This window comes from Niabella pedocola, from assembly GCF_021044425.1.
Classification (GTDB): domain Bacteria; phylum Bacteroidota; class Bacteroidia; order Chitinophagales; family Chitinophagaceae; genus Niabella; species Niabella pedocola.
Genome location: NZ_JAJNEC010000001.1, coordinates 169697 through 194234 on the forward strand (window position 1 = coordinate 169697; position 24538 = coordinate 194234).

At 50.4% G+C, this 24538-nt stretch carries 11 protein-coding genes; 10 read left to right on the plus strand and 1 reads right to left on the minus strand.

Going from position 1 to position 24538, the window contains the following annotated elements; all coding sequences use genetic code 11:
- The first annotated feature begins 1291 nt into the window (after window positions 1-1291).
- From LQ567_RS00665 to LQ567_RS00700, 8 genes are all read left to right on the plus strand, one after another.
- Window positions 1292-4435 carry a SusC/RagA family TonB-linked outer membrane protein gene (locus LQ567_RS00665; protein WP_231002108.1) on the plus strand — a complete coding sequence of 1048 codons (3144 nt, stop codon included), beginning with the start codon at window positions 1292-1294 and terminating at the stop codon, window positions 4433-4435.
- A gap of 21 nt (window positions 4436-4456) precedes the next feature.
- Complete coding sequence (locus LQ567_RS00670; RefSeq protein ID WP_231002110.1) at window positions 4457-6397, plus strand: RagB/SusD family nutrient uptake outer membrane protein; 1941 nt, start codon at window positions 4457-4459, stop codon at window positions 6395-6397.
- 43 nt (window positions 6398-6440) lie between these two features.
- On the plus strand, window positions 6441-7610 hold the full coding sequence (locus LQ567_RS00675) for a DUF5000 domain-containing lipoprotein (RefSeq protein WP_231002112.1): 1170 nt from the start codon (window positions 6441-6443) through the stop codon (window positions 7608-7610).
- Between the two features lie 128 nt (window positions 7611-7738).
- Window positions 7739-8947, plus strand: a complete 1209-nt coding sequence (locus tag LQ567_RS00680) for a DUF4998 domain-containing protein (protein ID WP_231002114.1) — start codon at window positions 7739-7741, stop codon at window positions 8945-8947.
- Window positions 8948-8980: 33 nt separating this feature from the next.
- Window positions 8981-9697 carry a basic secretory family protein gene (locus LQ567_RS00685; RefSeq protein ID WP_231002116.1) on the plus strand — a complete coding sequence of 239 codons (717 nt, stop codon included), beginning with the start codon at window positions 8981-8983 and terminating at the stop codon, window positions 9695-9697.
- Between the two features lie 92 nt (window positions 9698-9789).
- Window positions 9790-12069, plus strand: coding sequence for a GH92 family glycosyl hydrolase (locus LQ567_RS00690; RefSeq protein ID WP_231002118.1), 2280 nt, complete (start codon window positions 9790-9792; stop codon window positions 12067-12069).
- A gap of 40 nt (window positions 12070-12109) precedes the next feature.
- Entirely contained in the window at window positions 12110-13447 is a 1338-nt protein-coding gene (locus LQ567_RS00695; protein ID WP_231002120.1) for a glucosidase family protein, read from the plus strand.
- A 471-nt stretch (window positions 13448-13918) separates the two neighbouring features.
- A complete protein-coding gene (locus LQ567_RS00700; protein ID WP_231002121.1) occupies window positions 13919-17059 on the plus strand; it encodes a GH92 family glycosyl hydrolase in 3141 nt (1046 codons plus the stop codon).
- Window positions 17060-18147: 1088 nt separating this feature from the next.
- Here LQ567_RS00700 and LQ567_RS00705 read toward each other — a convergent pair.
- The gene (locus LQ567_RS00705) at window positions 18148-20715 is read right to left on the minus strand and encodes a M1 family metallopeptidase (RefSeq protein ID WP_231002123.1); all 2568 of its coding nucleotides are present in this window, start codon (window positions 20713-20715) and stop codon (window positions 18148-18150) included.
- Window positions 20716-20834: 119 nt separating this feature from the next.
- On the opposite strand from LQ567_RS00705, the gene LQ567_RS00710 reads away from it, so the two are divergent.
- Both LQ567_RS00710 and rimO read left to right on the plus strand, forming a co-directional pair.
- Complete coding sequence (locus tag LQ567_RS00710) at window positions 20835-22553, plus strand: FAD-dependent oxidoreductase (RefSeq protein WP_231002125.1); 1719 nt, start codon at window positions 20835-20837, stop codon at window positions 22551-22553.
- 324 nt (window positions 22554-22877) lie between these two features.
- Complete coding sequence (gene rimO / locus LQ567_RS00715) at window positions 22878-24188, plus strand: 30S ribosomal protein S12 methylthiotransferase RimO (protein WP_231002127.1); 1311 nt, start codon at window positions 22878-22880, stop codon at window positions 24186-24188.
- The last annotated feature ends 350 nt before the right edge of the window (window positions 24189-24538 follow it).

Consider the following 24538-nt stretch of genomic DNA (forward strand, 5'->3'; position numbering starts at 1 on the left):
ACACGCTTATAGTCATCCTGAACTTGTTTCAGGATCTATTAGAACGATCCACATAGAAGCTGAAACAAGTTCAGCTTGACAAAAGTATAATTGATCAATGCATAGCAATATCTGTCATTGGCAGGGCGATGACATCATGTGCTTTCGTCAGCAAGCCCATGACAGATGAAGCTTTCGTCACCCTGAGCGAAACAAAGTGAAGCCGAAGCGTCTCTCGATCTTCGGACAGTCCGGTATTACAGGGTGCTTCGGCTGCGCTATGCTCCGCTCAGCACGACGCTTGTATAATCCTTTCGTCAAGTTGAGTATTTGATAGTGAAACCTAATCAATGTGGCAATGACATCATATCCTTTCGTCACCCTGAGCGAAACAAAGTGGAGCCGAAGGGTCTCCCGATCTTCGGACAGTCCGGTATTTCAGGGATGCTTCGGCTGCGCTATGCTCCGCTCAGCATGACGGTATTGTGATTGTTCTTCTATACCTGACGTGATCTATCATTGGCAGTATTTGATAAGGAAACCTGGTCAATGCGGCAATGACATCATATGCCTTCCTCCTGATCCCGGTCCGGCAGCATACCCTAACCGATACAGAAAGGATATACGAGCGATACAGCTAGGATATAGAAAGGATACAGAAACGATATACAAAGGATATACAAAGGATATACAACCGATATACAAAGAGGTCAGTAGGGATCAGAAGGGGTCAGAAGCGGTCACAAGTGATCAGAAGGGATCAGAAGGGATCACGAGGGATCAAAAAGATAAACCGGCGCATAAAACGGCCAACTTTATACCAGCAATATTGGAAGCTGACGTTGCCGCTGATGGGTTTCTGCGTAATCCGCGCGAAAGATCAGCAAAAAGCTGCGGGAGCTATAGAACCGTTTAAAAAAGTAAAAAGATAAGAAGAACCGGTGTTCACCGGCAGCTCCTATTATGTAGGAACATATGATGCCGGCGGGTTTAATACCGGTAGGAGGGGCGGTAGCGCGGGGCCTCGTGCTTATTTGTATAACTATTTGTTCTTTAGTTGTTTGCGATTTGTATTATCATCCTGGTACTGCAGCGTTCCGCAACAGTGAACCACCGGGTGGGTGATATGAAGACAGATAATGTATACATACATTGGGATGAGGAGGTTGCTTGTACGGACCGTTTTAATGACCGTAAATCATTGATAAACAATGCATACTTCTTTTTTCATAAAAAAAATTTTGTTCCTGAATAAAATAATATGTATCTATGTATGTACAATTGATTTTTTATTTAACCTTTGCCGGTCATTATGAACAAAAACTTACTAAGCTTGCTGAAGAAAAAATATGTGTATTACTGTATGCTCCTGTTGCTGGGAACAGCCGCCTCCGGGCAGGACGTCCTCAAAGTAACGGGAACGGTATCCGACACAAAGGGGCAACCCATCCCCGGGGTAAACATCACCATCAAACACACACAAACCGGAACCGTTACCGCCGCCAAGGGCACTTATGCACTGGATATCCGCAGCGGAAAAGACACGCTGGTGTTTTCCTATGTGGGGTATGTTTCAAGGGAAGAACCTGTAAATGAACGGCAGGTGCTGGACCTGGTATTAACGGAAGATAAGGGCGACCTGGATGATGTAGTAGTGGTGGCCTATGGCCAGCAGAAAAAAGAAAGCATGGTAAGCTCCATCACAGCCATTAACCCGAAGGAGCTGAAGGGGCCTACCAGTAACCTCACCACCATGCTGGCGGGGCGCATCTCGGGGCTGATCTCTTACCAGCGCAGCGGGGAGCCGGGTGCCGATAATGCGGCATTCTTTATCCGGGGCATTTCTTCATTTGGCTCCGGCAAACTGGATCCGCTGATCCTGATCGACGGGATGGAATCCAGCGGAACGGAACTGGCCCGTGTGCAGCCGGATGATATTGCCGGGTTCTCCGTTTTAAAAGATGCCGCCGCTGCTTCCCTGTATGGGGCACGGGGCGCCAACGGTGTGATCCTGGTAACCACCAAATCGGGGAAAACGGGCGCTACCCGTATGAATATCCGGTTTGAAAATTCCACTTCTTCCAATACCCGTAACTTCCGGCTGGCAGATAATATTACCTACATGCAGCTGGCCAATGAAGCGGCCCTTACCCGTAACCCGCTAAACCCGTTGCCCTACGACCGGAATAAGATCGACCATACCATTGCCGGCGATAATCCTTACCTCTATCCCAACAATAACTGGATCGATGCGCTGATAAAAAAGTATACCAACAACCAGCGGCTGAACCTGAACCTGACGGGCGGCAGCCAGCGGGCACAGTATTATGTAGGGGCTACGGCCAACCAGGACAATGGCGTATTAAAAAGGCAGCAGGGTACAAACGTAAACAATAACATCCAGCTGCGTAGTTATGAAGTGCGTTCCAACATCAACCTCAAATTAACCACCACCACGGAAGCCATTATCCGTACCTCCGGTAATTTTGATGATTACAACGGGCCCATCGGCGGTGGTGCTGCTATCTTTTCAAGTGCGTTAAATGCCAACCCTGTTCTTTTCCCCGCAATCTTTCCGGCATCGGACCTGCCCCTGGTAAAGCACCCGCTGTTTGGCAATGCCGCAAGGGGATCCAATGGCGAAGTGTATGCCAACCCCTACGCATCCATGGTTTCCGGGTTTCAGCAATACAATACCTCTACGCTGAACGTTCAGGCAGAGGTAAAGCAGGACCTGAAGTTTGTAACACCCGGTTTGTCTGCACGGGTGATGATCTATACCAAACGGTATTCCTATTTCAGTCTGAGCCGGCAATACAATCCTTTCTTTTATGCGGCCAGTCCAAGGGTGATCGATCCCAATGCCTACCAGCTTACCTTACTCAATGAAAATACGGCCACCGAATACCTGAACTACAACGCGGGGCCAAAGATCGTAAATACCACTACCTATGCCGAGGCCGCGGTGAACTATAACCGCACGTTTAATAACGTACACAATATCGGCGGATTGCTGATCGGCATCCGGCGCAATTACCTCAATGGTAATGCCGGTGATCTGCAGTCTTCCCTTCCTTTCAGGAACCAGGGCGTATCCGGCAGGTTTACTTACGGATACAATAACCGGTACCTGTTTGAAGCCAACTTCGGGTATAACGGCTCGGAACGTTTTGCAAAAAACAACCGCTATGGTTTCTTTCCCTCGGTGGGCGTAGCCTGGAACATCAGCAATGAAAAATTCTTTGAGGACCTGGTGCCGGTAGTGTCTAAATTAAAATTGCGCGCTACCTACGGTTTGGTGGGCAATGATCAGATCGGTAATGCCAACGACCGTTTCTTTTACCTGTCCAATGTAAGTCTGAATGATGACAATTACCGGTATTACTTTGGAGAGAACTATGCCCAATCGCGTCCGGGTGTGTCCATATCCAGGTATCCCAATGAAGGCATTACCTGGGAAAAATCAAAGAAAGTAAATGTGGGGATGGACCTGGGCCTGTGGAACGCGTTCAATGTAACGGTAGATGCCTATAAGGAGCGCCGCAGCAATATCCTGATGGTGCGGTCCTATATTCCCACCACGATGGGATTGGGTCCCAATGTAAGTGCCAACGTAGGGGTGGCTGAAGGTTTGGGTGTGGATGTGGCCATGGATTATAACAAAACCTTCGGCAGGTCCTGGTTACAGGCCCGCGGTACATTTACCTATGCCGCCAGTAAACTGCTGGTAAATGAAGAACCGGAGTACCCGGCAAACATGCAGTACCTCTCCCGTGTTGGCCAGTCGCTGGGACAGGTATACGGACTGGTTGCAGAGCGTTTGTTTGTAGACGACGAAGATGTAAAGAACTCACCCAAACAAAACTTTGGCGAGGTGAGGGGCGGAGATATCAAATACCGCGATCTGAACGGCGACGGACAGATCACCAACCTGGATATGATCAACGGCCTGGGATACCCGGTCACTCCCGAGATCATTTATGGATTTGGCTTCTCCTTTGGCTTCGGCAATTTTGATATCAGCACCTTCTTTCAGGGCTCTGCACGTTCTTCGCTCTTCATCGATCCCGCGGCCATTTCTCCCTTTGTGGCAGACGGGGCCAATCAGCATGGCCTGCTTAAAGTGATCGCCGACGACCACTGGTCGGAGGACAACCGCAACCTGTATGCCTTTTGGCCAAGGCTGGGGCTTACCCAAAATAACAACAACAACCAGCAATCGAACTGGTGGATGCGCAACGGTGCCTTCTTGAGAATGAAAAGTGCGGAGCTTGGCTATAATATCGGCACCAAAGGATTGAAGAAGTACCGGATATCCGGACTGCGGCTTTACGCCAACGGCAGCAACCTGTTTTTGATCAGCGCCTTTAAGCTTTGGGATCCGGAGCAGGGTGGCAATGGATTGGGGTATCCCATTCAACGGGTATTCAATTTCGGAATCAACGTTCAGCTATAATACAGATAAAACCAAAAATATATGTACGCAATAGATCGCCATTTACAAAATATAAAAATAACCCGGAAGGGGCTGCGCATCCTCTGCTTATGCGGGGTACTGGCACTGGTGGCCTCCTGTAAAAAAGGCTTCCTGGATCTGGTGCCGGATAATGTGCCCACACTGGATCATGCATTTTCCAACCGGCTCGAAGCCGAAAAATATTTATATACCTGTTATGCTTTTCTGCCGCAGGAAGGACACCCGGATAAAAATCCTGCCTTCAGCGGCGGAGATGAAGCCTGGACCTACTGGCCGATGATCGAGGATTTTTTTTACCGCGATCCTTATCATATTGCCCGCGGTGAGCAACGGCAAACAGAACCCTATATGAATTACTGGGATGGCTATGATGGAAAGTCGCTCTGGCAGGGAATCCGCACCTGCAATATCTTTCTTGAAAATATCGACCGCATAGCAGATCTGCAGCCCTATGAAAAAACCAGGTGGATTGCCGAGGCTAAATTCCTGAAGGCCTATTTTCACTGGTACCTGTTCCGCATGTATGGCCCCATCCCGATCATGGATCAAAACCTGCCCATTACCACCGCACCCGCCGAGGTAAAAGTGTACCGGCAGCCGGTAGATTCCGTGGTCAATTATATTGCCGGGCTCATTGATGAAGCCGCTGCCGGCGATAATAATACCGGGCTGCCGTTAACGATTACCAGCACGGCCACCGAGCTTGGGCGCATTACCAAGGTGGCGGCGCTGGCTATAAAAGCCCGCCTGCTGGTTACGGCGGCAAGCCCGTTGTTTAACGGCAACAATGATTTTACCGGGTTAAAAAATAATAACGGCCAGGTACTGTTTAACCCGCAGTATGATGCCGGCAAATGGACACGGGCCCGCGCGGCCTGTAAGGTGGCCATCGATGCGGCGCAGGCTGCCGGTTTAAAACTGTACTATTTTAATCCGTCCATTATTACCGTGGATAATGCTACCCGTATTGAAATGAATATCCGGAACGCGGTATGTGAAAAATGGAACAGCGAGCTGATCTGGGGACTCACCACGGGCGGCGATCCTACTTTTTGGCTGCAGACCTATGCCTGCCCGCAGCTGGACCCCAACCAATTTAACATAAACCTGAAAGGTAAACTGGCACCGCCCATGAAAATGGCCGAGCTGTTCTATACCAAAAACGGTGTACCCATCGAAGAGGATAAAACCTGGGACTATACCAACCGGTTTCACCTGAAAACGGCCACCGGCAAAGACACCGGTATCCAGGAAGGATATCAGACCGTGGCACTGCATTTTGACCGCGAGCCCCGGTTTTATGCCGATATGGCTTTTGACGGTTCCAAATGGTTTATGCGCAACGGGAACTATAACATCCAAAGTAAGCTGGGCGAATACTCCGGCAAAAAGCAAAGCCGCATCTATTCCGTAACCGGGTATTTTACCAAGAAGATCGTAAACTGGAACCTGGTTTACAGCAACACTTCTTTACAGGTAGAATCCTATCCCTGGCCCGTGATGCGGCTGAGCGATCTGTACCTGTTATATGCCGAGGCGTTGAACGAATCCGGCGCATCCGCAGAAGCCCTACCGTATCTCAACCAGGTACGCGCAAGAGCCGGACTGCGGTCCGTAGAACAATCCTGGTCCATGTATTCGAACCGGGCCGCAAAATACCAGTCGGTAGAAGGCCTGCGGGAAATCATCCGGCAGGAGCGCGGGATAGAGATGGCATTTGAGGGCAGCAGGTACTGGGACCTCCGCCGCTGGAAAACAGCGCCGCAAACATTAAGCACGGCCATTTACGGCTGGGATATCCTGCAAACAACCTATGCCGATTATAACCGCAGGGTACTGTTATACAGTCCGCAGTTTATTGCGCCCCGCGATTATTTCTGGCCGATACGGGAATATAACCTGCAGATCAATCCCAACCTGGTGCAAAACCCCGGCTGGTAGCCGCAGGCGTATTTAATTACCAACTATGCTTAAATGTATTGAAATGAAAAAATGTATTTGTTATTATAGTCTTATTTGTTTTTTGCTGGTAACCGCGGCCTGCAAACGGGAGGTGGCCGGTCCTGCATTGAAGGATGACGTAGCGCCGGAGCCCGTAAGCGAGGTAACGGTAGAGAACCTGAACGGCGCGGCAAAGATCAGCTATGCATTGCCCGAAGATCCGGACCTGCTGTATGTAAAGGCACGGTATACCACCCGGCAGGGCGTTGTAAGGGAAACAAAGGTAAGCCGCTACAACCGCAGTATTATGGTAGATGGTTTTGGCGATACCAGCGCCTACCAGGTAGCGCTCTATACGGTAGATAAAAGTGAGAACAGCTCACCGGTTGTTGAGGTAACGGTACACCCGCTGGAGCCACCGGTTTGGATCGTGCGTAAGCAGCTGAAGCTGGCGCCGGATTTTGGAGGCGTTAATGTACGGTATACCAATCCCGGGGAACACGACCTGGCCATTGTAGTGCTGGCCAATGATTCACTGGGACAATTTTCTCCGCGAAGCACGAATTATACCAATCTGAAAGCTGGTGATTTCTCTACGCGCAACATGCCCGATGTTCCGACCCGGTTTGGTGTGTATGTACGGGATCGCTGGGGGAATCTTTCGGATACCTTAATTACACAACTTACACCGTTGTTTGAAGCCTTGCTGGATCGCACAAAGATGAGGGGACTGACCCTGCCCACGGATGCGCCGCTGGGTTATGGCGGCAGTATTGCCGGGCTTTTCGACGGAAACACCACCAGCGGGTTTTATCATTCGGGTGACGCTGCAAGAATGCCGCAATGGTTTACGTATGATATGGGGGTAACGGCCAAATTAAGCCGGCTTGCATGGTTTATGCGTCCGGGTTTTTACTACACCCTGCATAACCCCAAAGAGGTAGAAATATGGGGATCGAATAACCCCAACCCCGACGGCAGTTTCGACGATAGCTGGGTTTTGCTGGCCACCGCCACGCAAACCAAACCCTCCGGGCTTCCGGAAGGACAGCTTTCGCAGGCGGATACAGATGCGGCACTGGCCGGCTATACCGTCGTATTCCCGCTGAATACGCCCAAGGTCCGGTACATCCGTTTTAAAACCCTGAAGAACTGGTCGAACGGAACCTATGTAAACTTTTATGAAATCATGATGTGGGGCGATACCAAATAATTCATCTTAAAAAGAAATACGAATACATGAAATGACCATAAAAATTTTCGGGTAAATTTTTACCCAGAACGATGAAAATTTTTATGCAAAATTCCATCTGATCACTAAAAAAAATAAAAAATATACAGATGAAATGGATCAATAGTATAACAGTTTTAGGAATGCTGCTGGTTGCCGGTATGCTTTCCTGTACCAAAACCAGTGGCGATGCCTATCGCAGGTACCTGGAGAGCGGAGAGCTCACCTACCCGGGACGGCTGGATACGGTGATTGTGCGGCCCGGGCATAACCGCATACTGCTTTCTGCAGTACTGGGTAATGATCCGCTGATAAAGCGGCTTACCATCCATTGGAACAATGGCCGGGACTCAATGGAGGTTCCCGTAAAGCGCACCAAGGGCGTCGATACCATCGATGTACTGGTGCCCGACCTGAGGGAAGGGAACTATAATTTTACGTTGTATACCTATGATAAGGAAAATCACCAGTCGGTAGTGGTCAATGCCTTTGGTGTGGCATACGGACAAAACTATACGGGTTCGCTGGTGAACCGCACATTGCGATCGGTGGAGCAGTCGGAAGACGGGCAAAACCTGGTCCTGAACTGGGGCGAGCCGGCCGGTGGGGAACTGGGCGTGGATGTAGACTATACCGGCGCAAACGGAAGCGCGCAAAAGATTACAGTAGCACCAACAGAAACGCGTACCGTGTTGCCGGATTACCAGGATCGGTCGTTACTTAGTTACCGTTCCAAATACAAACCGGACTCCACCGCTTTTGAATTCTTTTATCCCGCAGCCTCCACCGTTACGTTGCCGGCATTTGAGCGCCGGCTGCCAAAATCGGGCTTTAAAGTACTGGAACTGCCCACCGATGTAAAAGACGGGGGATATGGCTGGTTGCTGCCCTACCTGTGGGATGAAAAATACGACCCGCCGGGCTTTGCCACGCAATCGATCATTCCCTGCTGGTTTACGATCGACTGCGGATCCGCAGCAGCGCTCAGCCGTTTTAAAGTATGGCAGGCCAACGACCGGTTATATCAGCTGGAAAGTGTGAAAACATTTGAATTGTATGGAAGCCATAACCCGGCAGCAGATGGCAGCTGGGCTAGCTGGACGAAGATCGGGGCGTATCAGTCAGTAAAACCTTCCGGGCTTCCGGTTGGAGAAAATACACAGGCGGATATAGACTATGCAAAGGCCGGGGAGGAATTTGCAGTACCGGAAGGCACGGCGAAGTACCGGTACTACCGGCTTAAATTATTGTCGAACTGGGGCGGCAGCAATTTTATGACCCTGGAAGAAATAACCTTTTATACCCGCGACCGGCAGTAATGACCGTTTCTTTCATATATTTAAAATTACAGGATGCATTTTCATTTGAAGTTTTACAGGAAGACCCCGTTGATCCTTATAGCTGTTGTGCTTTGTACGGGATTTGGTACCCGCAATATAAGCCGGGAAACCGGCGCGGATCCGTTGGCAGATACCATCCGGCAACAGGGGATTACATTAATTTTTTCGGACCGGTCGGAAGGCATGGACAGCCGTCAGAAGCAGGACCTTATCCGCACTTTTTTTACAATTTATCCCCGCTTTATAAAAACCTTCAACCCGAAGGCGATCCGTACCATCCATTTTAAAATAGACTCCGGTTATACAGGTGTGGCGTATGCCGATGCAAAAACGGGCATGGTATGCTATGGTGCGGACTACATGAAAAAACATCCAAAGGATGTGGATGTGGTTACACATGAAGTGATGCACATCATACAGAACTATCCCTCCGGACCGGGATGGGTTACCGAAGGCATTGCCGACTATGTACGGCATGTATACGGATTGAACAATGCGGCCACAGGCTGGGCGTTGCGCAGCCCGCGGCCCGGCGAATCGTATACGAACGGTTATGGCACTGCCGCAAGGCTTTTTGCCTGGATGGAGCTCCGGGTGAAGAAAGGGATCGTTAAAAAACTGGATGCCGCCATGCGCTCCGGCACTTATACCGATGGTTTTTGGGTAAAAGAAACAGGGAAGGATATGGACCGGTTGTGGACGGATTATACAAACCGGCCGGAGCTTTAAGAAGAATTACCCGGTATTAAATACTTTTAGGACTGGGGATACAGGAAGAGATGATCGTATAAGCCGTTGAACTATAAAGCAGCGATTAGGGAATGGAACATTTTATTAAAGCCTTTTGTACCGTTTATGTGGTGGCCTTTACCGGCCTGTTTGCCCATGCACAGCAAAAGCAACCCATCGATTATGTGGATCCGTTGATCGGTACATCTAATTCCCGGTGGATGTTGTTTCCCGGTGCAACCATGCCCAACGGTATGGTGAAGCTGAGCCCGGATAACCAACGCAATGTTTGGCAGGGCGGATATGAGTATTCCATCGGAAGCATTCATGGGTTTAGTCATATACATGGATGGACCATGGCCGGTTTGCTCACCATGCCCACCAACGGGGATCTGGCATTGACGCCCGGACTCCCGGATGATCCCTTCAAAGGCGCCGGCGCCGGGTACCATTCGCGGTTCCGGCATGAGGATGAAAAAGCCGCGCCGGGTTATTATGCGGTGTACCTGATGGACTCACGTATAAAAGCAGAACTCACGGCCACAGAGCGCACCGGTGTTCAGCGCTACTCTTTTCCTGCCGATCCATCCAACCGGGTGATGATCCAGCTGAACCTGCCTTCGGAATATGGTATGGAGCTAAAAGACGCCGTAATTACCCGGGTAAATAACCAGGAAGTGGAGGGCTTTGCCCATACGGTTACCGCCGGTTTTAATGATTACCGGCTTCATTTTGTAATGCAGTTCAGTAAACCCTTTGCGTCCTTTCACGGGTTTACAGGTCAGGGCACAACAAACGGCGATACGGCGCGGCTGAAGGATGGCATCGGCGCTTATGTAAGTTTTCCGATGACCACACCACAGCAGGTGATCGTTCGTACCGGTATCTCCTTTGTATCGGCTTCGCAGGCAAGGCTGAATTTACAGACGGAGTTAAAAGATTTCGGATGGGATTTTGATGCCATTGTAGCACACAGTCGTAAAGCATGGAGTGCCCTGCTGAATACCATTTCGGTAAGCGGCGGATCCGAAGAAAATAAAACAAAATTCTATACCAATCTCTATCGTTGTTTTACCGCCAAAATGATCATGAGCGATGTAAACGGCAACTACCGGGATGCCTGCGAAAAGGAGCAACAGCTGCCCGCGGGACGAAAAGTGATGATTGGCGGCGATGCGTACTGGAACAGTTTCTGGAACCTGAACCTGTTGTGGAGCCTGGCTACACCGGAGCTGGTAGAACAGCTGGTGGATACGCAGCTGGAATTATTTGAAAAGACGGGCTGGCTTTCGAAGGGGCCGGCGGGCATCGAGTACTCCGGTATCATGGAAGGCTCGCACCAGATGGCATTAATGGCCAGTGCGTACCGGAAGGGTATTGTAAAGAAAGATGCGGAAACGGCCTATGCCGCCATGAAGAAGCATGTTACGGTGGAGCCGCAGCCGCTTTGCGGAGGAAATCCGGGTAACCCGCAAATAACCGTGTATGCAGAAAAGGGCTTTGTTCCGGTTGAAAAAGGTGTTACCTCCAAAACCTTGGATTATGCTTATGACGACTGGTGCGTGGCGCAGATGGCCGGCCTGCTCCATAAAAAGAACGACTACCGGTTTTTTCTCAAACGGTCGGCCAGCTGGAAAAATGTATTTGATACGGTGCGGGGATATGTAGTGCCGCGGAAAGCAGACGGTACATTTATCGACGGGTTCGACCGGTTCTCGGTCAACCATTTTATTGAAGGTAATTCCTGGCAGTATTCTTTTTATGTGCCGCATGATGTGGAGGGACTGGTGCGCCTGATGAAACCGGAACGCTTCTTAAGCAGGTTAAAAGAGGGCTTTGAAAAATCGGAATTTTACCGCTTTGCAGCTCATGCCCTGGATCGCACCATGGGACAATCGGCGGAGTATTACATCAATCATGGAAATGAGGTGAATATGCAGGCGGCCTATCTTTTCAACTACGCCGGCCGGCAGGATCTTACCCAATACTATACCCGCAAGATCCTTGATACGTTTTATGATGCTTCGCCCTATGTAGGCTGGAACGGTGACGAGGACGAAGGGCAGATGGGTGCCTGGTTTGTGATCAGCGCGCTGGGATTGTTTGAAATGAACGGCGGTACCGCTGAAGACCAGCGGGTAGATATCACCAGTCCCTTGTTTGCTGAAGCACGCATCCGCCTGAACCATGCCTACTATAAAGGGAAAGAATTTGTGATCCGGGCACATGATCATACCCCGGAAAATATTTATATCCGGTCCATGAAATTGAACGGCAAAACACTTAAAGAACCCTACATTCGTTTTAATGATATCGTAAACGGAGGCTTGCTGGAACTGTATATGACGGCAACGCCACCCAAACATCCATAAACCTGTATTAACGATTTAAACAGAAGAATAAATAACATTTATGAAGCGACTATTTTTATTGAACATTGTTTTTTTACTGGCCGGGGCGCAGGCGCAAACCGGGAAGCTGAGCCTGGCGTCCTATGCCGGCCGGGTGGCAAAGGGTGGTATCAGCAAAAAAGAGCTGGCCGCACAGATTCTGACCGATGAGCGGCTGGATACTGTAAGGGCCCGTGCGTTGCGGATCCTTACCGGGTTTAATGCCGGTACCGGTTATGGAGAGATCTGGATCCGCGATTTTAATACCTTTATTAAGGGCTCGCTGAAGGTAAGGGATCAAAAGGATGTAAAGGATGCCCTGTTATTGTTCTTTAAAATACAGGGTGCCGATGGAAATATTCCCGACGGGGCCATCAATAAAAAACAGGCAAACATCGGTTATAACTACAGCTATTCCACGCTGGCACCGGATTGGGCCGCTCATAAGAATACCGTGGAAACCGACCAGGAATCATCACTGGTGCAGGCGGTAAAGAAATACATCGATGTTACCGGTGATAAAGCCATCCTGCAGGAAACCATCGGCGGACAAACCGTACTGGAGCGGCTGGAAGCGGCACTGAACTATGTAATGAAGGAGCGCTGGTCGAAGGAATACGGGCTGGTGAAGGGCGCCACCACCATCGATTGGGGCGATGTGCAGCCGGAAAAGGGCTGGGGTGTGGCATTGAATGAAAAAACAAAATGGTCCATTGATATTTATGATAACGCTATGTTTGTAATGGCCCTGAATGATTTTATCGGAATGACGCCGCAGTCCGGGGATCTGCATAAAAAATGGCAGGCCACGGCCAATACCATCAAAAAGAATATCCGCAAACAGCTCTGGGATGCCGGACGGGCAAAATACATTCCCCATATTTATTTAAACGGAAGCCCGTTTTCAAAAAGCTTTGATGAGCGTAGCATCCTGTATACCGGTGGTACCACCTGTGCCATTCTTGCAGGTATGCATAGCAATGCAGAAATAAAAAAGATCAATGATCAGTTTTTAAAAGCCGCAGAAAAGGAAAAATTCGCCACGATCGGCATGACGGTTTACCCGCCTTATCCCGTGGAAGAATTTCCCAATATGGCCGCCTATCATTACCAGAATGCGGGAGACTGGACCTGGTTTGGCGGACGGATGATCCATGCGCTTACAGCCAACGGGATGGCCCGGGAAGCCTACGCGGAAATGAGTCCGATGATTGACCGGGTATTGAAGAATAAAGGCTTTTACGAATGGTATGATGTGCGCAACGGCAAGGCCTCCGGGTCGGGCGATTTCAGGGGAGAAGCCGGGGTATTGTATGACGCGATAGAAATGTTAAGGGACTGGGCAAACTCGGTGAAGTAGGGGGCGCTTAGTAATGAATAGGCCGTGGTGAATCAATGTGATTAAGCGATTTTATGATTGCCGCAGATGCGCTGATTGCGCTTGCGGTTCTGATTTAACCGCGAAGGACGCGAAGCATCCGCAACGGTCGCAATGAACGTCGTTGTGGGAGATATCCCTGGCGCACTTCGCGTGACCCTCGCGCTCTTTGCGTTAAAATGAAATCATGAAGAATCGATTGAACCGCGAAGGACGCAATGTATCCGCAACGGTCGCAATGAACGTCGTTATGGGAGATATCCCTGGCGCACTTCGCGTGGCCCTTGCGCTCTTTGCGTTAAAATGAAATCATGAAGAAGTGGTTAAATTCAATCACCAGAAATTCCGGTTGCCGATCGTGTTACTAAAGCTGAAATGTGCGACGCAAGTAAAGCCCATAGCAGTACAAAAGCCGGCCACCCGATCAAAAACGTTCTAATATCAATAAACATTATGCATACATATATTTTACTGAAAAGAATCGTACTGTCCGTTTATCTTACAGCGGTTGCCATCCTTTGCAACAGCCAGGAACGGATGATCTGGAGCATCGGGAAAAAAGACAACAGTGCCGCCGAGTTTGCCCTGGCGCCCGGCAGGTACCAGGATTTTCTGAAGGAAGATTTTGGATGGGAAAACCGGCAATACATCGTCGGGCATTCGGATCCAAAAAAAAACTGGCCCTATGTGCTGCCCGGTCCGGCCGATGCATGGGGCGGTACCAGTCCTACCGCCGGCATCCGTACCCAGGTACTGAATGTATTGTTTGAACTGAAATCGGCAGACCCTGCATCTGCCGGTAACCTCATCGTGGATATCCTGCAAACCCATTTTAAGATACCGCCTTACCTGAAAATTACGGTCAATGGCCGGTCGTGGAATTTTCGTTTGCCCGGGGGCACTGCTGAAGGAGCGCCTGAGGGAGAGAGCCGGAACCCGCTGCAGCACACGATCACGATACCGCTGGATGCAGCCACTCTTAAAACAGGAGTGAACGAAGTACAGCTCGCCAGTCTTGAAGGTTCCTGGCTGGTGTTTGATGATCTTCGCATGACCGGCGGAGGAAACACGATCCTCAGCCCGGCGCCGGCCGCTGTACTCATCCGGAACATAAAGGCGGCTCCCTGGAAACTGGATGCCGCGATACAGCCGCTGCTGGTAGATATGGTGCATACAGATGGCCGGCCCGTGTTAAACGTGAGGCTGGATGGGCGCACTATTTTTAATAAAAAACTGGAAGCCGGTGCGGCGGTACTGGAGGTACCCATGCCGGCGGCAACAAAGAACATCCGTAGCCGGTATACCATCTTTGCTGATGGAAAGCAGGTGGCTTCCGGTGTGGTTAACAGGGGGCCGCAGCCATTGGTGCTGCCTTCGGATTATGTGAATACGTTCCTTGGTACCGCACATTCCCGGTGGATGATTGCGCCGGGACCCTGGATGCCCTTTAGCATGGTAAAGATCAGTCCGGATAACCAGAATGCCGGCTGGCAGGCGGGTTATGACCCGGTATTTGAAAGCATCGGCACCTTTAGCCATGTGCATGAGTGGACGATGGCCGGGCTGGGAACGCTGCCGGTGAACGGACCGTTAAAGATAAAAATGGGCGATGAGTCTGCGTTGAAAAATGATACCACCGGCTACCGGTCGCGGATCAATAAGGCTACGGAGGAGGCCCCGCTGGGTTATTATAAAGCCGACCTGGTGAACTACAATATTAAAGCGGAACTGACTTCCACCACCCGTTGCAGCTTTCAGCGGTATACCTATCCGCAAGAGCAGGACGGGCGTATTATGATCGATCTGAAAATTCCGGCGGAGTATGATTATAAAATTCTCAAAGCCCGCATCACACGGGTAGATGCGCAGGCCATTGAAGGGTATAGCATACAACAATCAAAAAATGTATGGTCGGCCGATGCCGATCAGGATTATACCATTTATTTCCGTATGGAGTTTGACCGGCCCATTAAAAAGATGGGCGGCTGGATCAATGATGCGGTAACCGGTGAGCGCGGGTTGGAGGCGGAGCAACCGGACGAGATGGGCTGTTATGTGGAGTTTGATACCCGTCAAAACCCGGTGGTGCAGGTGCGTACCGGCATCTCTTATGTAGATGCCGCCGGGGCGCGGCGCAACCTGCAGGAAGAGGTTACCACGCCATTTGGCTGGAATTTTAATGCCGTGCGGCAACACCAGGTAAACGCATGGAATGCGCTCCTGGGCAGGGTTACCATCACCAGTGACGACAGCCGGGAAAAAATGCGGTTCTACACCAATCTTTACCGCAGCTTCTGCAGGAACACGTTTAGCGACGTGGATGGGCGCTGGGTAGATGCCACCGAAAAGATACAACAACTGAAAAAACCGGGAGACCATGCACTGGGTTGCGATGCCTTCTGGAATACGTTCTGGAACCTGAACCAGGTGTGGAACCTGGTGGCACCGGAATGGTCCGGCAAATGGGTGCGTTCACAGCTGGCCATGTTTGATGCCAATGGCTGGCTGGCAAAGGGACCGGCAGGAATGGAATACATACCGGTAATGGTGGGCGAGCACGAAATTCCGTTGCTGGTAAGCGCTTACCAGATGGGCATCCGGGATTATGATACCGAAAAGCTGTTTAAAGCGGTGGTAAAAACAGCTACATCAAAGCCGGAGCGGGTGGGCAATGGATTTGCCGGTAACCGCGATATTGAAGCCTTTCTAAAATACCAATATGTACCGGCAGATAAGGGGCGGTTTTCCAACACGCTGGAATACGCCTATGATAACTGGACGGTAGGGCAGCTGGCAACGGCCATGCGCAAACCCGAAGCGGCCGTTTTTAATGAACGGGGAAGCTGGTGGAAACATGCGATCGATACGGTTTCGGGCTATGCCCGCATGCGGTACAGCAACGGGCAATGGGAACAAAATTTTGATCCTTATAAATCCGGCGCCAATCATCAGTATGTAGAGGGCAATGCCTGGCAGCTTACGTATTTTGTACCGCAGGATGTGCCCGCACTGATCCGTGCCGTGGGTAAGGAACGCTTTGCAGACCGGCTTACAAAGGGATTTAAAGCCAGTGAACCCTGGCGGTATAATGCACCCGGCGATCAGTACTGGGATTTTCCGGTGGTGCAGGGCAATCAGCAATCCATGCACTTTGCCTTCCTGTTTAACTGGGCCGGCCAGCCCTGGCAAACACAGCAATGGAGCCGTTCCATCCTCGATCGTTATTATGGTTTTGGTACCGCCGATGCCTACCTGGGCGATGAAGACCAGGGCCAAATGAGCAGCTGGTTTGTGATGGCCGCGCTGGGTCTGTTTCAAACGGATGGCGGCTGCAATGTGAACCCGGAATATGAGATCACCAGTCCGCTGTATAAAAAAGTGGTTATTAACCTGGGCAACCGGTATGGCCGCGGAACGCAATTTGTGATCAGCGCCCCGGCGGCATCAAAGGAAAATAAATATATACAAGGGGCGCGGCTCAATGGCCGTGTGCTGCATAGCTTCCGTTTTCCCGCCGGCGAACTGCTCAAAGGCGGCCGGCTGGAGCTGGAGATGGGGCCAGCACCCAATAAGGATTGGGGTATTGGGCAATAATGCTGTTTAACCAATCACTTCATTGTTTTATTTGTTATTTCCCGGCAGCATGTTCTACTAATATCATGCCGTTTCCGCAGCGTCTCTCGCAGCCGACGCTGCGGAGGAAGATGTTTTCCGGGTCCCTTTCAGGAGACCCGGAAAAGAAGGCAGTTCCCGTAGCGTCTCTCGCAGAGGACGCTGCGGAGGAAAGGTTTTCTGGCGCTCTTGATTTGGGCGTGATGAAAATAAATGCAGCACCTGCAGATTGATTAACTGGACGCTGTGGATAAAGATGTTTTCTGGGTCCCTTTCAGGAGACCCGGAAAAGAATGCAGATGTTTGCCTTTCCCGTAGCGTCTCTCGCAGCGGACGCTGCGGAGGAAAGGTTTTCCGGTGCTCTTGATTTTCCTGGGCTTGATAAGAATAAATGCAGCACCTGCAGACCGGTTAACTGGGTGCTGTGGAGGAAGATGTTTTCCGGGTCCCTTTCAGGAGACCCGGAAAAGAATGCAGATGTTTGCCTTTCCCGTAGCGTCTCTCGCAGCGGACGCTGCGGAGGAAAGGTTTTCCGGCGCTCTTGATTTGGGCGTGATAAGAATAAATGCAGTACCTGCAGATTGATTAACTGGGCGCTGTGGATGAAGATGTTTTCCGGGTCCCTTTCAGGAGACCCGGAAAAGAAGGCCGTTCCCGTAGTGTTTCTTGCAGCCGACGTTGCGGAGGAATAAATGCAGCACCTGCAGACCAGTTAACTGGACGTTGAGGATTTAATATCAAAAATATTGTTGACTGTTAACCAGCGTTTGAAGGTTTCCGGGTGCTCCGGCGTAAAATGCACGATGCTTTTATTTTTAAGCATAATCGAAAATATACCCGATGATTCAGCATATTTATACAGCTGTTCATGCGTATAATTAAAACCGGGATAACTGGCCGGGCTTGTGGTATGGGCATCCAATGTCATAGGCATTCGTTGCTAAATGTGATGGACATAATTAAATCCGGCGCAATTTATACCAGTTTACAGGAACCGCAAATTAACACAGGTTAATTTATGTTGCAAGGCATCATAAACGGAAGGCGTGCTAAATAAAGGCCGGTACCGCCTACCGTGCAATCATCCGCGCCCTCCGCAGGTTATCGGTACCCTGCAGGATCTTTGCTTTTAAATTGGGATCCAGCTGCGCATGCGTCTGCAAAAAGCGGGTTACGATTGCATAGGCGGATGCCGACTGGTAGCTGCCAAAGCTGGACTGGATCCAGTTGCCCGGGAAGAAGATATCACCCGTACGCTGGATCTCCGGCAGCAGCTCCAGGGTTTTGTCGAGGTATTTTTCTGCCGACGGCTGCCGCAGCGGATGATGCAGGTAGCCAAGCGCGGTACCTGTTGCTGATTCGTTGGACCGGTTTTCGCGTTTTTGCAACCCGGAAAAAAACGCGTCGCGAACGGCCGCATCAAGCGAAAGCGCCGGCATGATGATGCGGAACCGTTTAACGCGGTCGGGGTCCTTGATCCGGCGAAGCTGCTGCTGCAGGATGCTGTCGGTTTTTGGGGTCCTTAACGCCAGCGCAAAAGCAAGACTGGTATAGTCTTCTTCTTTTAAAACAACATTGGCCGGCGGTTCCTGGCTGTACCAGATGGCGTAGAGCTGCGCCAGGGCCGGTTCGGTTTCAAATACCGATTGATAACAGCCAAAGAGGATCTTTTTGTTGTTAGGGTTTTTTTGTTGCTGCAGGGCACTCCAGATACTGTTTTCCAAACGCCCGGTCCATTGCCGGCGCTGTTGCGGTAGCATAAAGTTCCAGTAAATAGCACTGATATAGCCGGTAAGCAACCGCATGTTTAGTTCCACGGTTTCTTTGCGCAGCCCGTCTGCAAAAAGCTGCAACAATTGCGCGGGCGTATTGTAGCGACCGTTGAGCATATTTTCATACAGCGTAATATAAGCCGAGGCGCGGCTTACATAATTTTCGATGGTAAATAAGTGCGGCAGCATGGCGGTATCAACCGGCCATACACCATAGCCCATCCCGGAGGCATTGAACTGAATGAACAGCGGGCGTTTCCGTTCCGTGGCGCGTGGTACATCCTGCGCCGCCAGGCTATCGCCAACGGTGATGGTGCGTACCAGTCCTTTATAATAAAAGCTGATATCAAAACGTTGCGGCCAAACCCGGCTGTGGCCGGATTCCGGTTGTTGTGAAACGGTAAAACCGGTGATCTGGTTGCCGGCCGCATCATAGCTGGCCCGGTAGTCAAATACAGGCCGGCCCGGTTCGTTCACCCACACCGCATTCCACGCGTTAAGATCCGCCGGGGTGTAGGCATCCAGGATCCGGATCAGGTCGGGCCAGGAAGCATTCTTGAAGGCGTAGTTTTTCAGGTATTGTTGTATGCCCTCCCGGAATGCAGTGGCGCCCATCAGCTCTTCCAGTTGTCGCATCATCACCGGCGATTTATGATAAATGATCCCGCCGTAAAGGGTGCCGGCTTTTTCAAGATTCTCCAGCGGCTGCCGGATGGGGTTGGCGCCCGTGGTACGGTCGATGGCATAGGCCGGTGGCAGATGATCCGTAAGAAACTTCAGGGAAAAACCCTGTTCACGGCCGGGGATGGTGGTGGCTTTATCTGCCATGAAATTGGCAAAGACCTCTTTCATCCATACATCAGAAAACCAGCTCATGGTAACCAGGTCTCCAAACCACATATGGGCCGCTTCATGAGCCAGCAATTGCGAGCGGCTGTTGAGTTGTCCTTCAGTAGCATCCCGGGTAAGGAAGAGGGTGGAGGCCTGTAATAAGATGGCACCGGGGTGTTCCATGCCGCCAAACTGGAAATCGGGGATGGCTACCAGTCCGTGTTTTTGAAAGGGATAGGGGATGCCGGTCCATTCTTCATAAAAACGGATCACCTTTTTATATTCATCAAAAATCGCCTGCAGGCTGTTGCTGGTCTTCTCCGCATCGGTTTCACGATAGAGGAATTCGATCGTGTCATTGCGCCATTGCTCCCGCGCCACGTTAAATGTGCCTGCAACAAATGAAAAGAGATAGGTACTGATCCGGTCAGACGGTGCAAAGCGCAGGGTCTTGCGGCCATTGCGGATGACAGAATCGCGCAGCCGGCCATTGGCAATGGCTGCCCAGTGCTGCGGAATCACCAGGGTGAGGTTAAAGACGGCTTTAAGATCGGGCTGGTCAAAACAGGGAAAGGCCGTCCGGGCCCGGTCCGGTACAAACAAGGTATATAAAAAGTCATCCCGCCGGTTCAATGCCTGGTTGCCTGCAATAAAATCGATAACGATGGTATTGTGCCCTTTTCTTAGTAAGTCTTCGTGAATTACAAGATGTTCATTGCTGTAACGGATGGGCACCTCCTTTCCATTTACCAGCATCTTCTTCAGCTGACCGGTATCTGCCTTAAAATCGAGGAGCAAGGGCGTTACAGCGGTACCGGAATACCGGAATGCCACCTTTTCCCGGGCGGCAATGGGCGCTGCTTTGTTTTCCGGGATATCAAACGATAATTCATATTGAAGATCGGTAATGGCATGCCGGCGGGTATTGGCCAGTGTATCGGAAACGCCGTTGCTGATGGCAGTTTCCTTTAACCGCTCCTTGCACGATGTGATGCCCAACAGGAATAAAAAAAAGCAAACCGGTATCCATTTCATAGCTGTAAAGATATTACGGTTTTACTTGCTGTGTTTAAAGTATTTGCCGGGTATGTATGCAGCGGATGAATGAAAGAGTTTGGCTATATTAGCAGCATTTATACGATTGTTCAGCATTTATGAAGCGAAGAGATTTTATGGAACTGCTGGGTGGAAGCAGTACTGGAGCCGTTTTGAGTACGGCGTTGCCGTTTACCACTGCAGCAACCACCGCAACAGTTAAGGGCAATGGAACGGCGCAGTTGCAGGCCGATGTAGTGATTGCAGGCGGTGGTCTGGGTGGCGTGGCCGCAGCCCTTGCCTGTTTAAGAAACGGGTTTACAGTGATCCTTACAGAAGTGACCGATTGGCTGGGCGGACAGCTCACTTCCCAGGGCGTACCACCCGATGAACATTCCTGGATTGAAACACACGGAGCGCCGCAGTCTTACCGGAACCTCCGCAACCATATCCGCAATTATTACCGGCAGTATTACCCGCTGTCGGAAAAAACAAAGAATCATCCGCAACTGAACCCGGGCAATGGCGCCGTGTCCCGCCTTTGCCATGAACCGGCTGTAGCGGAAACCGTCATCCGGCAGTTCCTGATGCCCTATATGTCCAATGGACAGTTGGTGTTGCTGACGGAGCACAGCGCGGTAAAAGCAACAGTTGCCGGTGTGCGGGTAAGCGCTGTAACCGTAAAGAATGAAAGGAGCGGGGAACGGATCCTGTTGAAAAGCGGTTTCTTTATTGATGCTACCGAACTGGGCGATCTGCTGCCGTTGACCGGTACCGCTTATATGACCGGTACCGAGTCGCGCGGGCAAACGAACGAACTGCATGCACCGTTGTTAGCGGATGCCGGCAATAACCAGGCATTTACCATGTGCTTTGCCATGGACTATATTGAGGGCGCCGATCATACCATATCCCGGCCGGAGGATTATGGCTTCTGGAGCAACTATATACCGGCATTGCAACCGGCCTGGCCGGGAAAATTGCTGAGTCTGCAATATGCACAGCCCCAAACCCTGCAGCCCAAGGAACTGGGTTTTGCGCCGGACGGCAGTGCCACGGGCTCCTTGCTGAATTTATGGAATTACCGGCGGATCATCGACCGGAAGAACTTTAAGGAGGGATTTTATAAAGGCGATATTTCCCTGGTTAACTGGCCGCAGAATGATTACCTGCGGGGGAATATTGTAGATGTAACGTCACAGGTGTTTAAGAAGCATGTAGCACATGCCAGGCAACTCAGTTTATCGCTTTTATACTGGCTGCAAACGGAGGCGCCCCGGCCCGGCGGTAAAGGATGGCCGGGATTGCGGTTGCGCAACGATATAATGGGCACGGCCGATGGATTGGCAAAGTACCCGTATATCCGCGAATCGCGGAGGATCAAAGCACAGTTTACCATACTTGAAGAACATGTAGGGCGGGAGCAGCGGGCAGCGGTAACGGGTGCCGCTCAGCCGAAGGCTGCGGATTTTTTTGATTCGGTAGGTGTCGGGTATTACCATATTGACCTGCACCCCAGCAGCCGGGGTAATAATTATATCGATTTTCCTTCCCTGCCGTTCCAGATCCCGCTGGGCGCCTTACTGCCGGAGAAAATGGAAAATATTTTCCCTGCCAATAAAAATATCGGCACTACTCATATCACCAATGGGTGCTACCGCCTGCACCCGGTGGAATGGAGCATCGGCGAAGCCGTTGGATTGCTGCTGGTATTTGCAAAAGCACAGGGGGTAATGCCCGCCATGGTGCGTAAGGACCGGAAACTGTTGCAGCAATTCCAGGAATTTATCCGCGGTCAGGGGGTAGAAACCCAATGGCCGGAATCGGCAGGAGGATAACTGGCCGTTTACCCGGAAATGTACAAAAGCTCCAAAAAGCAAAACCCAAAAAGCAAAACCCAAAAAACAAATTTCAAAAACCAAGATCCATAACGGCAAAGGATAAATATTCCCTGGCTGTTTCCAGCTAAGGGCAACATCCGGTTTTCGCCTCATCTTCATTTTCACATTTCCATATTTTCAAATTTTCAAATTCAGACCAGCTGACAGCTGAAAACCAGCTATTTAATTAATAAAAACCAGCTCGTGTGTATTGGTGCAATTGTTGGGGCCCATGTCCGCCTCAAATCGTACCTTTGCAGCTTCTAAAATTGAAAATCCGGTTTGAAAGCAAAAACATTAAAGAAGGATAAGGTAAACATCATTACCCTTGGGTGCAGCAAAAATATGGTAGACAGTGAGGTGCTGAGCGGGCAGCTAAAGGCCAATGATATTGATGTAACCCACGAGAATAAAAAATTTGATCACAATATTGTGGTGGTAAACACCTGTGGTTTTATTGATAAGGCCAAGGAGGAAAGCATCAATACGATTTTAGAACAGGTAGAATACAAGAAGCGCGGTAAACTGGATAAGGTATATGTTACCGGTTGTTTGAGCGAACGGTATAAGAACAACCTGGAAACAGAGATTCCGGAAGTGGACGCCTTTTTCGGCACCATGGAACTGCCGCTGATATTAAAACAGTTTGAAGCCGATTATAAAACCGAACTGCTGGGCGAACGCCTGCTGGCAACGCCCCGGCATTATGCCTACCTGAAGATCTCCGAAGGCTGCAACCGCACCTGTTCGTTTTGTGCCATCCCGCTGATGCGCGGTAAGCATATAAGTAAAACAATGGAGCAGGTAGTAGCGGAGGCGGAAGGCCTGGTAAGGAAAGGCGTGAAAGAGATCATGCTGATCGCACAGGAGCTCACTTATTACGGCCTGGACATTTACAAAAAACGGATGCTGCCCGACCTGATGAACCGCCTGGCAGATATTCCCGGTCTGGAATGGATCCGCCTGCATTATGCGTATCCGACAAAATTTCCGTTGGAGATCCTGGATGTGATGCGTCAGCGGGATAATATCTGTAACTATCTGGATATGCCGCTGCAACACGCGGCAAATAATATGCTTAATGCGATGAAACGGCAGATTACCCGGGCAGAGATGGAAGACCTGGTGAGCGCTATCCGCGAGAAAGTTCCGGGAATTTGTTTGCGTACCACGCTGATCGCCGGTTTCCCCGGTGAAACCCTGGATGATATTGAAGAATTAAAGCAATTCCTTGCAAAAGAACGGTTCGACCGGGTGGGCATCTTTACCTATTCGCATGAAGAGGATACCACTGCTTACCAGCTGGCGGATACCATTCCCCAGGAGGAAAAAGAGCGCCGTGCCCAGGAAGTTATGGAATTCCAGCAGGAGATCTCCTATGAACTTAACCAGGAAAAAGTAGGGAAGACCTTCAAAACCCTGATCGATAAAAAGGAAGCGGGCCGTTATATCGGCCGTACCGAATTCGACAGCGTGGAAGTAGATAATGAAGTGATCATTACTGGTACCGATAAATTAAAGATCGGCGAATTTTACAATGTACAGATCGAAAAAGCCTATGATTATGATCTGGAAGGTATGGTTGTAAAATAGCGCCTGGCTACAAATCCTCCGTCATTTCGACCGCAGCGGAGAAATCCCTACGTATCATACAAACCAGACTGGATTACAAGACCGGAAGCATGGAGGAATCCATAGAGACTCCTCCACAAGGGTCGGAGTGACGATGATATTTCTTTCCTGCAAAAAAACTTCCGTCATTTCGACCGCAGTGGAGAAATCCCTACGTCATCATACAAACCGTGCCGGATTAAAAGACCGGAAGCATGGAGGCATCCGTAGAGACCCCCCCACAAGGGTCGGGGTGACGATGATATTTCTTTCGTAAAAAGACTTCCGTCATTTCGACCGCAGTGGAGAAATCTTTACGTTATCATACAAAC